Annotated in this window: 11 protein-coding genes; 2 read left to right on the top strand and 9 right to left on the bottom strand. The window is 73.1% G+C overall.

Annotated features, from left to right (window positions below; all coding sequences use genetic code 11):
* Window positions 1–2: 2 nt before the first annotated feature.
* Window positions 3–1226 carry an MFS transporter gene (locus tag OG562_RS06250; RefSeq protein ID WP_266394604.1) on the top strand — a complete coding sequence of 408 codons (1224 nt, stop codon included), beginning with the start codon at window positions 3–5 and terminating at the stop codon, window positions 1224–1226.
* Between the two features lie 86 nt (window positions 1227–1312).
* On the opposite strand, the gene OG562_RS06255 is transcribed toward OG562_RS06250, so the two are convergent.
* The gene (locus OG562_RS06255) at window positions 1313–2431 is read right to left on the bottom strand and encodes a glycoside hydrolase family 6 protein (protein WP_266394606.1); all 1119 of its coding nucleotides are present in this window, start codon (window positions 2429–2431) and stop codon (window positions 1313–1315) included.
* Window positions 2432–2574: 143 nt separating this feature from the next.
* Between OG562_RS06255 and OG562_RS06260 the strand changes: the two genes are divergently transcribed.
* Entirely contained in the window at window positions 2575–3309 is a 735-nt protein-coding gene (locus OG562_RS06260; protein WP_266394608.1) for a DUF5995 family protein, read from the top strand.
* Window positions 3310–3363: 54 nt separating this feature from the next.
* Here OG562_RS06260 and OG562_RS06265 read toward each other — a convergent pair whose 3' ends face one another.
* The 8 genes from OG562_RS06265 to OG562_RS06300 all read right to left on the bottom strand — a co-directional run bounded on the left by OG562_RS06265 (window position 3364) and on the right by OG562_RS06300 (window position 12747).
* Window positions 3364–5076 carry an NAD(P)/FAD-dependent oxidoreductase gene (locus tag OG562_RS06265; RefSeq protein ID WP_266394611.1) on the bottom strand — a complete coding sequence of 571 codons (1713 nt, stop codon included), beginning with the start codon at window positions 5074–5076 and terminating at the stop codon, window positions 3364–3366.
* A gap of 42 nt (window positions 5077–5118) precedes the next feature.
* The gene (locus OG562_RS06270; protein ID WP_266394614.1) at window positions 5119–5907 is read right to left on the bottom strand and encodes a carbon-nitrogen hydrolase family protein; all 789 of its coding nucleotides are present in this window, start codon (window positions 5905–5907) and stop codon (window positions 5119–5121) included.
* Window positions 5908–6106: 199 nt separating this feature from the next.
* Window positions 6107–7201 carry an MFS transporter gene (locus OG562_RS06275; RefSeq protein ID WP_266394616.1) on the bottom strand — a complete coding sequence of 365 codons (1095 nt, stop codon included), beginning with the start codon at window positions 7199–7201 and terminating at the stop codon, window positions 6107–6109.
* Between the two features lie 97 nt (window positions 7202–7298).
* Window positions 7299–8753, bottom strand: coding sequence for an HAD-IA family hydrolase (locus OG562_RS06280; protein ID WP_266394619.1), 1455 nt, complete (start codon window positions 8751–8753; stop codon window positions 7299–7301).
* Window positions 8754–8809: 56 nt separating this feature from the next.
* Window positions 8810–9892 (bottom strand): ABC transporter ATP-binding protein, encoded by a 1083-nt coding sequence (locus OG562_RS06285; RefSeq protein WP_266394623.1) that lies wholly within the window; start codon window positions 9890–9892, stop codon window positions 8810–8812.
* Between the two features lie 4 nt (window positions 9893–9896).
* Complete coding sequence (locus OG562_RS06290; RefSeq protein WP_266394626.1) at window positions 9897–10709, bottom strand: ABC transporter permease; 813 nt, start codon at window positions 10707–10709, stop codon at window positions 9897–9899.
* The gene (locus OG562_RS06295; RefSeq protein ID WP_266394629.1) at window positions 10697–11593 is read right to left on the bottom strand and encodes an ABC transporter permease subunit; all 897 of its coding nucleotides are present in this window, start codon (window positions 11591–11593) and stop codon (window positions 10697–10699) included. The genes OG562_RS06290 and OG562_RS06295 overlap by 13 nt, the downstream gene beginning before the upstream one ends.
* On the bottom strand, window positions 11590–12747 hold the full coding sequence (locus OG562_RS06300; protein WP_266394631.1) for an ABC transporter substrate-binding protein: 1158 nt from the start codon (window positions 12745–12747) through the stop codon (window positions 11590–11592). The genes OG562_RS06295 and OG562_RS06300 overlap by 4 nt, the downstream gene beginning before the upstream one ends.
* Window positions 12748–12789: the final 42 nt, after the last annotated feature.

Genomic DNA, 12789 nt, shown 5'->3' on the forward strand with positions numbered 1-12789 from the left:
GAATGGGCGAAGTGAGCGGCGAAGTGAGCGGCGCGTCGCCGGACGCACGGCGCTCCCGGTACGCCGTGGCGGCCGTGTTCACCGTGCACGGCGCGGTCACCGGCTCCTTCGCCACCCGGGTGCCGTGGATCCAGGACCACGCCTCGGTCGGCACCGGCCAGCTCGGGTTCGCGCTGGCCTTCACGGCGTTCGGCGCGGCCTGCGCGATGCCGCTGGCCGGCTCGATCACCCACCGCTTCGGCAGCCGGACGGCGCTGCGCGGGCTGCTCGCGCTGTGGACGCTGTCGCTGACCCTGCCCTCGCTCGCGCCGAACCTGCTGACGCTGTGCCTGGCGATGTTCACGTACGGCGCGACCTCGGGCATGGCCGACGTGGCGATGAACGCGCTGGGCGTGGAGGTGGAGCGGCTGCTCGACAGGTCGATCATGTCGGGGCTGCACGGCATGTGGAGCGCGGGCGCGCTGATCGGCTCGGCGGGCGGCACGCTCGCCGCGCATCTGGGCGCGGACGCGCGCGTGCACCACGCGCTGGCGGCGGTCGTCCTCACGCTCCTCGGTCTGCTGGCCTGCCGCTGGGTGCTGGACCTACGGCCCACCGAGGACGAGGAACCGCCGCCGAGGTTCGCGCTGCCGCCCCGCTCGGCCCTGCTGATCGGCGCGGTCGGCTTCTGCGCGGTGTTCGCGGAGGGGGCGAGCCTGGACTGGTCGGCCGTGTATCTGCGCGATCAGTTGGAGACCTCGGCCGGGGCGGCGGCGGCCTGTACGACCGGTTTCATGTTCACGATGGCGGTGGCCCGGATCGCGGGCGACGCGGTGGTGAACCGCTTCGGCGCGGTGCGCACGGTCCGGGCGGGCGGGGTGCTCGCCGCGCTGGGCGGCCTGCTGATCGTCTTCGCGGGGCATCCGGCGGTGGCGATGGGCGGGTTCGGGCTGATGGGCCTGGGCATCGCCGTCGTCGTCCCGCTGTGCTTCGCGGCGGCCGGGCACAGCGGGCCGAACCCCAGCCAGGCCATCGCGGGCGTCGCGACGATCACGTACACCTCCGGTCTGATCGCCCCGAGCCTGATCGGCGGGGTGGCGCAGGCGACCAGCCTGGTGGTGTCGTTCGGGGTGGTCACGGTGCTGGCGAGCGGGCTCGCGGTGTTCGCGGGCGTGCTGCGCGGCGGCGAGCGGACAAGCGCGAAGGCCGCTCCGCGGGCCGCGGCGGTGCCCGACCCCCGGCCCTGAATCCGTCGCGCCACGGCGTGGGCGTCACTGCCGGCGACGGGGCTCTGCGGGCGACAGGGCCACTGCGGGCAACGGGGGCGCCGCGCCTACGACGACGCCAGTTCGTAGGCGTACGACGGGCTGAACTCGCCCGCCGCTCCCTTGCAGCCGTCGGACTCCCCCGGCAGCTTCACCCACAGGTAGGCGTCGATGCGCGCCTGTCCGGTGTCGAAGGTGGGGGCCTGTCCGATCCTGCGGCCGTCCGGGTCGCACCACTCCTCGTCGGCGGGCGCGCCGTTGCCGTTGCGGCTGGTGTCGATGACCGCGCCGAGGCTCGGCGGGCCGCCGAGGGCGTCCAGGACCCGTCGGTCGTAGGCGGCCTCGTCGGCCGTGCGGTGGAAGTTGGAGACGTTGCTGAAGATCCCGTCGGAGGACGCGGCCGAGGCGGCGCCCGCCTGCTTCAGCAGGGCCGCCTGGCGGGCGGGGTCGTTCCAGCCGGAGTGGCCCGCGTCGTAGTAGACCCGGGCCTTCGGGTCCGCCGCCTTCAGCACCCGTCCCGCGCGGGCCAGCGCGGCGAAGCGGTCGGCCCGGTCGCCCTCGTCGAGGCAGTCTGCCTGGGCGATCGCGTCGGGCTCCAGCACGACGACGACCTCGCCGGAGCCGAGCCCGGCGGCGAACCGGTCGATCCAGCCGGCGTAGGCGTCGAGGTCGGGCGCCCCGCCCTCGGAGGCCCCGCCGCAGTCGCGGCCCGGGATCGCGTACGCCACCAGGACGGGCACCCGGTCCTGCGCGGCGGCCCGCGAGGTGACCGCGCGGACCCGCGAGGCGACGGTGTCGGGCGTGTAGTCCGCGAACCAGACCGCCGCCGGCCGGCTCGCGATCCGGGACTCGATGACGGCGCGGCGCGGGTCGCCGGGATGGTCGCGGACCCAGTCGAGGACCTGGGACTCGGAGTGGCGGTAGGGCACGGCGGCGACGGGGGCGGCCGACGGCTTCCCCGCCGTTCGGGCGGGCGAGGGCGCAGCGCTCGGGGTCGGGCCGCCGGTCGAGGGGGACGCCGAAGGAGAGGCCGAGGGCGGGAGCGTGGGGGACACGAGCGTCGCGCTCACCTCCGGCCGGGCCCGGTCGACGTCGCGTCCGTCGTCCCGGTCGTCCCCCTCCGCGAGCGCGGTCATCGTGCCGGTCGCCGCGCCCAGGGCGACGACCGCCGAGGCGACGGCGACCATGACGCTCCGCCGGGCGGACCGCCGTTCACATGAACCTGGCACCGGGTGCTTCCCCCTCCCGTGCGACGGGCTCGTTCCCCCGTTCCGGGGAAGCGCGGGGCCCATCGGCACGCGGGCCAGCCTAGGACTGCGACTCTTCCCCCATGCCGCAATCGGAACAGTTCACCGCCCCCGCAGACACAGCCGTCCTGGAACGCCGGACGGTCCCCGTGGACGCGTCCGTCGACGACGTGCTAGCCCGGATGCGCGCACTGGAGGCGACCCTGCCGCCCCGGGACGGGGTCGCGGTCTTCAACCGCGTCTACCTCGCCGTGACGCGGGAGGTCGGCCGGCGCATCGACGGGGGCCGGTTCACGAACGCGCAGGCCGCGATCACGCTGGACGTCCGCTTCGCGGAGCGCTACCTCGCGGCGGTGGACCCGACCCCGGCCGACCGGCGCCCGCCCGCCTGCTGGCGTCCGCTGCTGCAGTTCCGCCGCCATCCGGGCGTACGTCCCCTGCAGTTCGCGCTCGCGGGCATCAACGCGCACATCGGGCACGACCTGGCGCTCGCCGTCGTGGACGCCTGTCGTAGCCTCGGCTGCGAACCGGGCGACCTGGAGGACGAGTTCGACCGTGTGGGCGATCTCCTCGTCGCGCTGGAGGAACGCATCCGCGAAGAGCTGATGCCGGGGCCCGATCTGCTCCAGATCGCCGATCCCCTGACCCACCTGCTCGGCGCCTGGAGCCTGGAGCGGGCCCGGGACGCCACCTGGACGGCGGCCCGGGCGCTGTGGGCGCTGCGCCGGCTCCCGGACGTCGCCGAGGAGTTCACCGACCGCCTCGACACGGCGGTCGGCTTCGCGGGCCGCATGATGCTCACCCCGCTGCCGGACTGACCTCCCGGGCGGACCTCCCGGACTGGGCTCCCGGACTGATCTCCCAGGCGGGGCTCAGTCCTCCGGGAGTTCGACCGGCGCGATCTCGTCGTAGACGTCCCCCGGACCGGGGTTGGTCGCGTCGGTCTCGCCGCCGAAGTGGTGCATGACGCCCCAGACCGCGTTCAGCGCGGTCTGGATCGCGCCCTCGGCCCAGCCCGCCGTCCAGGAGATGTCGTCGCCGGCCAGGAAGACGCCCCGCTTGTCCTCGGGCAGCCGGTCCTGCATGAAGTGCGTGAACAGGCGGCGCTGGTAGCGGTAGTGACCGGGCAGGTTGGCCTTGAACGCGCCCATGAAGTAGGGCTCGTTCTCCCAGGAGACCGTCACCGGGCTGCCGATGACGTGCTTTCTGATGTCGACCTTCGGATAGATCTCGCCGAGCGACTTCAGCATGACCTCCATCCGCTCGTTCGCCGACAGCGGCAGCCACTTCAGGCTGTCGTCGCACCAGGTGTAGGAGAGGCAGATGACGGCGGGCTTGTCGGGGCCGTCGTCGAGAAGGTAGGTCCCACGCGTCATACGGTCGGTGAGCGTCATCGACATGACGTCCCGGCCCGTCGGGTTTCCCCTGTCGTCGACGGCCTTGTCCAGCCAGAAGGGGCGGTCGACCGGCACGAAGAGCTTGCTGGACTCCATGTAGTGGGTCCGCTCGATGGCCGTCCAGTGGTCGATCGGGAAGAGCGAGTCGTCGCAGTCGATCTTGGAGAGCAGCATCCAGGACTGGGCGGTGAAGATCGCCGCCCGGTAGGTGCGGATGTCGCCGTTCGCGTCCGTCACGGTGATCCGGTCGCCGGCCGTGCGGTGCAGCCGGGTCACGGCCGGGCGGGGTGCGCCGGCCTGGTGCAGGCTCGCGAGCGAGGTCCCCTGGGCCCAGTGGACGATCTTCTCCGGCTCGCGCTCCCAGAGCCTGACCGGGAGCTGCTGGGAGCCGCCGACGATGCCCCGGTGGTGGTCGTCGGCCTCGGTGTAGACGACGCGGAGGATCTCCAGGATGGAGTTGGGGAAGTCCGTGTCCCAGCCGCCGGTGCCGAAGCCGACCTGGCCGAAGATCTCGCGGTGGCGGAAGGACCGGAACGCCTCGGAGTCGCAGAGGAAGCCGTAGAAGGTCTGGTTGTCGAGCTTCTCGACGAGCTTCGCCCAGATCTCGCGGATGCGCGGCACGTCCCGCTCGCGCAGGGCGCGGTTCATGTCGGTGAAGTCGGCGCCCTCCTCCAGGCACCGGCTCCAGGCCTCGGCGACGTCCCGGTAGACCTGCGGGAGGTCCTCGACCGTCTCGGCGTAGTGCGACTCGCCCTTGAGGTCGACGACGGTCGAAGGGGTCGTCTCCGCAAGGGGGTTGGGGAAGGGCCGGGTCTGAAGTCCCACCAGGTCGATGTAGTGCTGGAGCGCCGTGGAGGACGGCGGGAAGCGCATCGCGCCCATCTCGGCGGTGAGGGACGGGTCGCAGCCGTCGAAGCCGACGGTCCGCAGCCGTCCGCCGATCTGGTCGGCCTCGTAGACGACCGGCCTCAGGCCCATCTTCATCAGCTCGTACGCGGCCACGATGCCGGACAGCCCGCCGCCGATGACCGCGACCTCGGCGCCGTGCTCGGTCGCGGGGACCTGGCCGAGCCCCGCGGGGTGCGCGAGGAAGTCGTCGTACGCGTAGGGGAAGTCCGGGCCGAACATGGTGATCGGCGGCTGCTGCCCGTCGGTGTGCTCGACGGCGTTGGGCACCGTGGACGTCATGGGGTACGGACTCCTTGCACAAGAAAGAACTGGGGTGGGGTTTCAGACCAGGGACCCGTACAGGCCGGGGCGGCGGTCCTTCAGATACGGGTTCGCCTCGCGGGAGGCGGCGAGGAGGACGGGGTCGGCGTCGGCGAGGAGCAGTTCCTCGCCGCGTCCGGCGCGGGTCCGGGCGACCCCGTCGGGACCGGCCAGCACGGAGAGTCCGACGAACTCGAACTCCCCTTCCTGACCGACCCGGTTGACGTACGCGACGTACATCTGGTTCTCGAAGGCGCGCACCGGGATCACCGACTCGGCGACGAACTGGAAGGGGTGCATCTGCGCGGTCGGGACAAGGAGGAGGTCGGTGCCGGCCAGGGCGTGGGCGCGGACGTTCTCCGGGAACTCGACGTCGTAGCAGATCATCAGGCCGACGGTCAGACCGTTCAGCTCGGCCTGGACGACCGGCTGCTCGCCCGGCTGGAAGTGGTCGCGTTCGAAGCAGCCGAAGAGGTGGGTCTTGCGGTAGTTCGCGAGCCGGGAGCCGTCGGCGGAGATCAGCTGGGCGGAGTTGTACACCGCCGCGCCGGAGCGCTCGGGGTAGCCGTAGGCGATCGCGAGGCCGTGCCGGGAGGCGAGCTCCGCGACCGCGTCGGCGCTGTCGCCGTCGGCGGGCTCGGCGAGACGGGCGATGTCGTCGCCGATCGCGTACCCGGTGAGGAACATCTCCGGCGCGAGCAGCAGTCCGGCGCCCGCGGCGGCGGCCCGGCCCGCGGCCTCGTCGAGGACCTTCAGGTTCTCGACGACGGAGCCGGGCCGGCCGGAGCTCTGGAGCAGGGCTGTGCGCATGCGTGATCCTCACCGGTACGAGGGGGTTCGGGGGCCACATCGACGGTACGGTCCACCGCGCGGCCCGGACAAGGAGGAGCCGTTGCGCGCCGGTGAGCGGATCGTTGCGTGCGTCGGGGGCCCGGCGGCGATTCGTTGCGCACCCCTCACGCACGCCTCACGCACGCCTCACCCGCCTGCCCCACGCCTCCCCCGGGCCTCACCCACGTCTTCCCCGGGCCACGACCAGCGCCGTCACCAGGTAGGGCACGGCGCACAGCGCGAACACCGTGCCGTGCGCGAAGGCCGAGCCGAGGGCGCCGTACGCCCCGTACACCCCGATGGTCACCGCCTCCGTGCCGAGGCTCGCGACGGAGGTGAGGGTGGCCCGGCCGCCGCCCTCGATGCGCTGCTGGAGCCGGACGTCGGCCAGGACCGTCGCCAGCTGGAAGCCGCCGAAGGCGAGGGCGACGAGGCCGATGCCGGCGGGAGTACCGCAGGCCCCACCGGCGGCGAGCGCCACAGCTGAAACGGCGAGCAGCGCGGCGAACCCCGTGCGCCCCAGGTGCTCGGCCGCCCCGGACAGCAGGCTGCCGGCCGTGACGCAGACCCAGATCGGCGCCAGCAGGTAGGGGACGGCCGTGTCGGGCACGCCGACCTCTCTGACCAGCAGGGACGTGTACTCGTCGAGGGCGCCCCAGACCGCTGTGACGGCCGGGACGAGCAGCAGGGCGCCGCGCACGGAGCGGTCGCGCCGGGCGTCGGCGAGTCCGCCGCGCAGGGTCGCCGCCCAGCCCTCGCCCGCACCGGAGGGCCTGTGGTGCTCGGGGAAACGGGTCGCCGTCGCCGCGCAGAGCAGACAGGCCAGCACGCTCGCCGCGCCGACCGCCGGGTAGCCGCCGACCGCCAGGACCGGTCCCGCCAGGGCCGTCGCCGCCATGACGGCCACCTGCCCCACCGCATGGGCCCGGCCCGTCACCCTGGCGTACCGGTCGGCCGCGCCGAGCAGCTCCAGCTCCTCGTAGACCAGGGCCTCCAACGCGCCGGAGCTCAGCGCTCCGCGCACACCCCACAGGGCGAACCCGGCGGCGAAGGTCCCGTACGACGGGACGAGCACCCACAGCGCGAAGCCGGCGCCGCCCAGCAGCGGGCCCAGCCACAGCAGCAGCCGTCGGGAGACGGCGTCGGCCCAGGCGCCGGAGGGGACCTCCAGCAGCACGCCGGTCAGCGACCACAGGACGAACAGGGAGGAGATCTGCCAGACGGACAGCCCGGTGTCCGCGAACAGCAGCGCGTACACCGGGTAGAGCAGCACGAACTCGTCGAGGAACGCGTACGCGTAGAGCGTGGCGGTCAGTCGACGGACGCCGGAGCCGGTCGTGGATCAATGTCGCCAGGTCATGCCCTCGATGTTAGACAGCTCCGGCCCCGGCGCCCAGGGAGAAAGTGGTGATCACCGCCGCGTGGTCGGACGGCCAGTCGTTGTCCTCGACGTCCGGCCAGGTCCGGGGGCTGCCGCTGACGTACGTCCGGGAGTCGAGCACCCGCAGCCCCCGGTGCAGGACGAAGTCGATCCGGTCCTGCGGCTCCGGGCGGCCGCTGCCGTCCTCGTGCTCGGCGTGCACCGGGGACCAGGTGTGCCCCGGACTCCGTACGGGGTCGGGGTGCGCCTCGCGGTAGGAGTCGCGCAGGCCCGCCTCCTCGGCGGCCTTGGTCACCGGCCACTCGACGTCCGGCCCGTCCAGGTGGGAGGGACTGTTGAAGTCGCCGACGAGGACCAGCGGCCCCTCGCCGCCGAGCCGGCCCAGGGCGTCCCGCATCTGGGCGAGCCGGACCTCCTCGTGGGCGATCAGATCGGCGGCCGGCAGTGCGTCGAAGGCGGCCTCGTAGGGCCCGTACGGCGTGTAGTCGAGGTGGACCGTCCAGACCTCGACCTCCGTTTCCCCGGCCACCCGGATCCGGACGCCGGCCGCGCCGTAGAAGCCCGCCTGCGGGTCGCCCAGGGCGGCCGTGATCGGGTGGCGGCTGATGATCCCGAGGTTGTCGCCGGCGCGGTGGTGGTGCCAGCCGAGGGCCTCGGCGAGTTCCTCGGCGGCGCCGCCGTACGTCTCCTGGAGGCCGACCACGTCGACGTCGGTCTCGGCGATGACCTTGAGCTGCTTGGCCCGGTGGTCGCGGACCTTGGTGCCGCCGTGCCAGAGGTTCCAGGTCATGACCCGGAGCCGGTGCGGCGGCAGGGAGCGCAGCCGCTGCAGGGTGACGCCCTCCAGGGTCGGCAGGACGGTGCGGCCCGGCGCCGCGTCGATCGGCGCGAGCGAGGGCACCGCGAGCACGGCGCAGCCCGCCGCCTCGGCGGAGGCGACCCCGGTCGGCGTGTCCTCGACGGCCACGCAGGACGCCGGGTCGACGCCCAGGGCGCGGCAGGCGGCGAGGTAGGGGTCGGGGTCGGGCTTGGTGCGGCCGGTGTCGTCGGCGGTGACGGTGACGGCGAAGCGACTCGCGCCGAGCGCGGCGAGCACGGTGTCGGCGACGGCCCTGGGGGACGCGGTCACCAGGGCCGTCGGCACGCCCTCGCGGGCCAGGGCGTCGAGCAGGTCGAGCGCGCCGGGGCGGGGCAGGATGCCGGTGCCGACCCGGTCCGCGAACTCCCGGTGGAGCGCGTCGGCGAGGTCCGCGGCGGGCGCGCCGGTGGTCGCGGCGAGCCAGTCGGCGGTGTGCTCGACCGGGCGGCCGAGCACCTCCGGCTGGTCGGCCTCGGTCAGGGTCCGGCCGGCCACCCGCTCCACCGCCTCCCACCACAGCCGCTCGGTGTCGACGAGCGTGCCGTCCATGTCGAACAGGACGGCCTGGAGCGGGAGTCGCGTCACGATTGCCTCATTCTGTGCATGTGGGGGGAGATCCAGCGGATGCGGGGGATGCGGGTTCAGGAGGGGCGTTCGGCGACCAGCACCGGCCGTTCGGGCAGCGACACGCGCACCACGGCCCCCGCGCCGAGCCCGGCCGCCTCGTGCGCGGGCAGATCGGCCTTGACCTCGGTGCCGTCGGCGAGCCGGACGGTGACCCGGACGGCCGCGCCCAGGAAGGAGGTGGCGACCACCCGGGCGTCCGCGCCCTCCTCGGCCCGTACCCCCACCGCCTCCGGCCGCACCAGCACGTCCACCTCGGCCGCCGACGGCGCGGGTCCGTCGACGGGCAGCCGCTGCCCCAGCACCTCGACCTCGCCGTGGGAGAGCCGCCCGGGTATGCGGCTCATGGTGCCCACGAACTCGGCGACGAAGGCGGTGGCGGGCCGGCCGTACAACTCGGCCGGGGCGGCGCACTGTTCGAGCCGTCCGGCGTGCATCACGGCGACCCGGTCCGCCATGGACAGGGCCTCCTCCTGGTCGTGGGTGACGAACAGGGTGGTGATGCCGAGCTCCTGCTGGAGCCGCCGGATCTCCTCGCGCAGGGTGAGACGCACCTTGGCGTCGAGCGCGGAGAGCGGTTCGTCCAGGAGCAGGACGCGCGGGCGCAGGGCGAGGGCGCGGGCCAGCGCGATGCGCTGCTGCTGGCCGCCGGAGAGCTGGTGCGGGAACCGCCCGCCCTTGTCGGCGAGCCCGACCAGCTCCAGCAACTCCGCGGCCCGCGCCCGCCGCTGCGCCGTCCGCACCTTCCGCATCCGCAGCCCGAAGGCCACGTTGTCGAGCGCGTCGAGATGCGGGAAGAGGCTGTACGACTGGAAGACCATCCCGGCGTCGCGTCGATGCGCCGGGACGCGGGTCACGTCCTCGCCGTCGACCAACACCTCGCCGGAGTCGGGGTGTTCGAACCCGGCGAGCATGCGCAGCGCGGTGGTCTTGCCGCAGCCGGACGGGCCGAGCAGGGCGAGGAGTTCCCCGGGCCGGACGGTCAGGTCGAGTCCGTCGAGGGCGACGGTCGGCCCGAACTCCCGGCGCAGGCCGCGGAATTCGACGGTGGCGGCCTTGTCCCTCTCGATGGCCGCCTTCTCTGGCGTGGTCACGGTCATGGGTTCATCCCCGGGAAGTAGAACGGGTGCGTCCGCCGAAGCCGGCGAGGACGAGGAGCAGCGCCCAGGTCACGAGCAGGCTGAGCACGGACACGGCGACGGACAACTGGGCCTGTGAGCCGCTGACGTTGACGATCCACACCGCGAAGGGCTGGAAGCCGAGCAGCTGCGCCACGGTGAACTCGCCGAGCACCAGGGCCAGCGTGAGGAAGGACGCGTTGAGCAGCGCGCCGCGCAGATTGGGCAGCACGGCCTGGAGCAGCGCCTGCGGCCACCCGGCCCCGCAGCTGCGGGCGGCCTCGACGAGGGTGCGTACGTCGACGGCGCGCAGCCCGGCGTCCAGCGCCCGGTACACGAACGGCAGCGCCATCACGACGTAGGCCAGGACGAGGACGAAGGGGAAGTCGGGGTTCTGGATCGCCACGAAGGTCTGGAACAGGGGTGTTCTCGAGAGGTGGTCGGGGCCCCACTTCAGGACCGTGCCGAGGCCGGCGACGAAGGCGATCGGCGGGACGACCAGCGGCAGTGAGCACACCACCTCGACGACCGGCCGCAGCCGTGGCGCGCCGAGCCGCAGCGCGACCATCGCGGGGACCGTGAGCAGGAGGACCACGGCGATGGTGGCGGCGGCCAGTTCCAGCGAGAGCAGCAGGCTGGAGGTGAAGCCCTCGGTGGAGAAGATCTGTGTGTAGGCGTCGAAGGTGACGCCCTGCCCGGGCACGTCGACCGTGAAGACGACCGACGCGGCCAGCGGCAGCAGGAAGTACAGTCCGGCGAGGCCGAGCACGCCCCACCGCCACAGGGTCAGGCGAGCCATCGCGCGCTCCGTCGTTGCAGGGGCAGGTACACGGCCATGACCAGGCCCGCGACCAGGACCATGTCGAGGCTGAGGGCGAGGGCCACGTTCTCCTGGCCGACCAGCACGTTGCCGGAGATCGCGTCGGCGATCTGCAGGGTGACCAGCGGGATGGAGCTGCCGACCATGGCGGCGGCGGTGGCGTACGCGGCGAAGGCGCTGCCGAAGAGCAGGACCAGCCCGCCGAGGAGCGAGGGCAGCAGGACGGGCAGGGCGACGTGCCGCCAGTACTGCACGGGGGTCGCGCCGTTGTTCTGCGCGGCCTCGCGCCACTGGGAGCGCAGGCCGTCCAGGGCCGGGGTGATGGTGAGGACCATCAGCGGGATCAGGAAGTACAGGTAGACGATCACCAGACCCCAGAAGCTGTAGAGGTCCCAGCCCTTGTCGGTGAGGCCGAAGTACCGGGTCAGGACGCCCGCGTTGCCGAGTGTGGCGACGAAGGCGAAGGCCAGCGGGACGCCGCCGAAGTTGGCGAGGACCCCGGAGGCGGTGAGCACGGCCTCGCGCAGCGCGCGGAAGCGGGAGGTCACCACGGCCTGCGCCAGCGGCAGTCCGAGGAGCGCGCCCAGAACCGCGGACACCGCGGACAGCTTCACGCTGCCGAGGAGGGCCGTCAGATACGCGCCCCGCAGGGAGGCGCTCAGGTTGTCGACGGTGTACGACGTGGCGCCCGTGGCCGGGTCCTTGGCGGTGAAGGCGCCGTCGAGCATGGCCAGGGCGGGCAGCCCGAAGGCGATCGCGGTGAAGAGGAGCAGCGGGGCGACGGCGAGCCAGGTGAGGCCACGGCGCCGCCGCTTCACCGGAGCGGCGGTCGCCGTGTCGACCCGTGGGAGGGTCGTCGTCATCCGGAGACGGCCTTCGCCCAGCCCTGTCCGAGCACCGTCTTGGCCTTGCTCTGCTGGGCCTCGCTCGGGAAGGCGGGCGTCCCGGAGACCTGGGGCAGCTTGGCCGCGGCCGCGGTGTCGAGGGTGCCGGCCTTCTCCATGGCGGTCATCAGGGCCGGGCGGGCGTACCCCTTGAGCCAGAGGTTCTGGCCCTCGGCGCTGTAGAGGTACTCCTGCCACAGGCGCGCGGCCGCCGGGTGCGGGGCGTCCTTGTTGATGGCCTGGGAGTAGTACTGGGAGAACTGGCCGTCGGTCGGGACGGCGACCTTCCAGTCGACGCCCTTGGACTTGAACTCGTCGGCGTACCCGGCGTTGAGGTAGTCCCAGTCGATGCTGATCGGCGTCTCGCCCTTCTCGACGGTGGCCGGAGTCGACTCGACGGGCGTGTAGTTGCCGTTCTTCTTGAGCTTGGCGAAGAAGTCGAGGCCGGGCTGGATGTCGTCGAAGGAGCCGCCGCTCGCGAGCGCCGCCGCGTACACGCCGCCGAAGGCCGAACCCGACTTGGTGGGGTTGCCGTTGAGGGCGACCTGGCCCTTGTACTGCGGCTTGAGCAGATCCGCGAAGGTGGTCGGACAGGTCTTCACGCGCTTGGCGTCGCAGCCGATGGAGATGTAGCCGCCGTAGTCGTTGTACCACTGCGCCTTCGGGTCCTTCTGGCCCTCGGGGATGTCGGCGTAGGAGGCGACCTTGTACGGCGCGAGCAGGCCCTGCTGGGCGGCGCTCAGCGCGAAGGAGCTGCCCAGGTCGAGCACGTCGGGGGCGCGGCCCTGCCCCTTGCGCGACGTCACGGCGTTGATCTCGTCCTGGCTGGAGCCGTCCGGGTTCTCGACGGCGATCTTGATGCCGTACTTCTTCTCGAAGCCGTCGATGAGGGCGCCGTAGTTCGCCCAGTCGCGGGGCAGCGCGATGGCGTTGAGCGTGCCCTCCTTCTTCGCCGCCTTCTCCAGGGCGGCGAGCCCGCCGAAGTCGGCGGCGGAGGCGGCGGTGGCGGCGTTCTTGCCGTCGGCGGTGGTCGACGTGTTGTCGGGGGCGGCGCCGCAGGCGCTCAGGGCGAGCGCGGCGACGGCCGCGAGGGCGCCTGAGCGGACGGCGGTTCTCGGCAGGGACACGGTCACGGCTTCTCCAGGGGACGCGCGAGAATGCAGGAGATGAGGCGA

The organism is Streptomyces sp. NBC_01275 (assembly GCF_026340655.1).
Lineage (GTDB): Bacteria > Actinomycetota > Actinomycetes > Streptomycetales > Streptomycetaceae > Streptomyces.

What these genes read in the sequence shown, in the direction of transcription:
- OG562_RS06250 (WP_266394604.1), top strand. Translation starts at nt 3, where the DNA reads ATGGGCGAAGTGAGCGGCGAAGTGAGCGGCGCGTCGCCGGACGCACGG.
- OG562_RS06255 (WP_266394606.1), bottom strand. Translation starts at nt 2,431, where the DNA reads ATGGTCGCCGTCGCCTCGGCGGTCGTCGCCCTGGGCGCGGCGACCGGC.
- OG562_RS06260 (WP_266394608.1), top strand. Translation starts at nt 2,575, where the DNA reads ATGCCGCAATCGGAACAGTTCACCGCCCCCGCAGACACAGCCGTCCTG.
- OG562_RS06265 (WP_266394611.1), bottom strand. Translation starts at nt 5,076, where the DNA reads ATGACGTCCACGGTGCCCAACGCCGTCGAGCACACCGACGGGCAGCAG.
- OG562_RS06270 (WP_266394614.1), bottom strand. Translation starts at nt 5,907, where the DNA reads ATGCGCACAGCCCTGCTCCAGAGCTCCGGCCGGCCCGGCTCCGTCGTC.
- OG562_RS06285 (WP_266394623.1), bottom strand. Translation starts at nt 9,892, where the DNA reads ATGACCGTGACCACGCCAGAGAAGGCGGCCATCGAGAGGGACAAGGCC.
- OG562_RS06290 (WP_266394626.1), bottom strand. Translation starts at nt 10,709, where the DNA reads ATGGCTCGCCTGACCCTGTGGCGGTGGGGCGTGCTCGGCCTCGCCGGA.
- OG562_RS06295 (WP_266394629.1), bottom strand. Translation starts at nt 11,593, where the DNA reads ATGACGACGACCCTCCCACGGGTCGACACGGCGACCGCCGCTCCGGTG.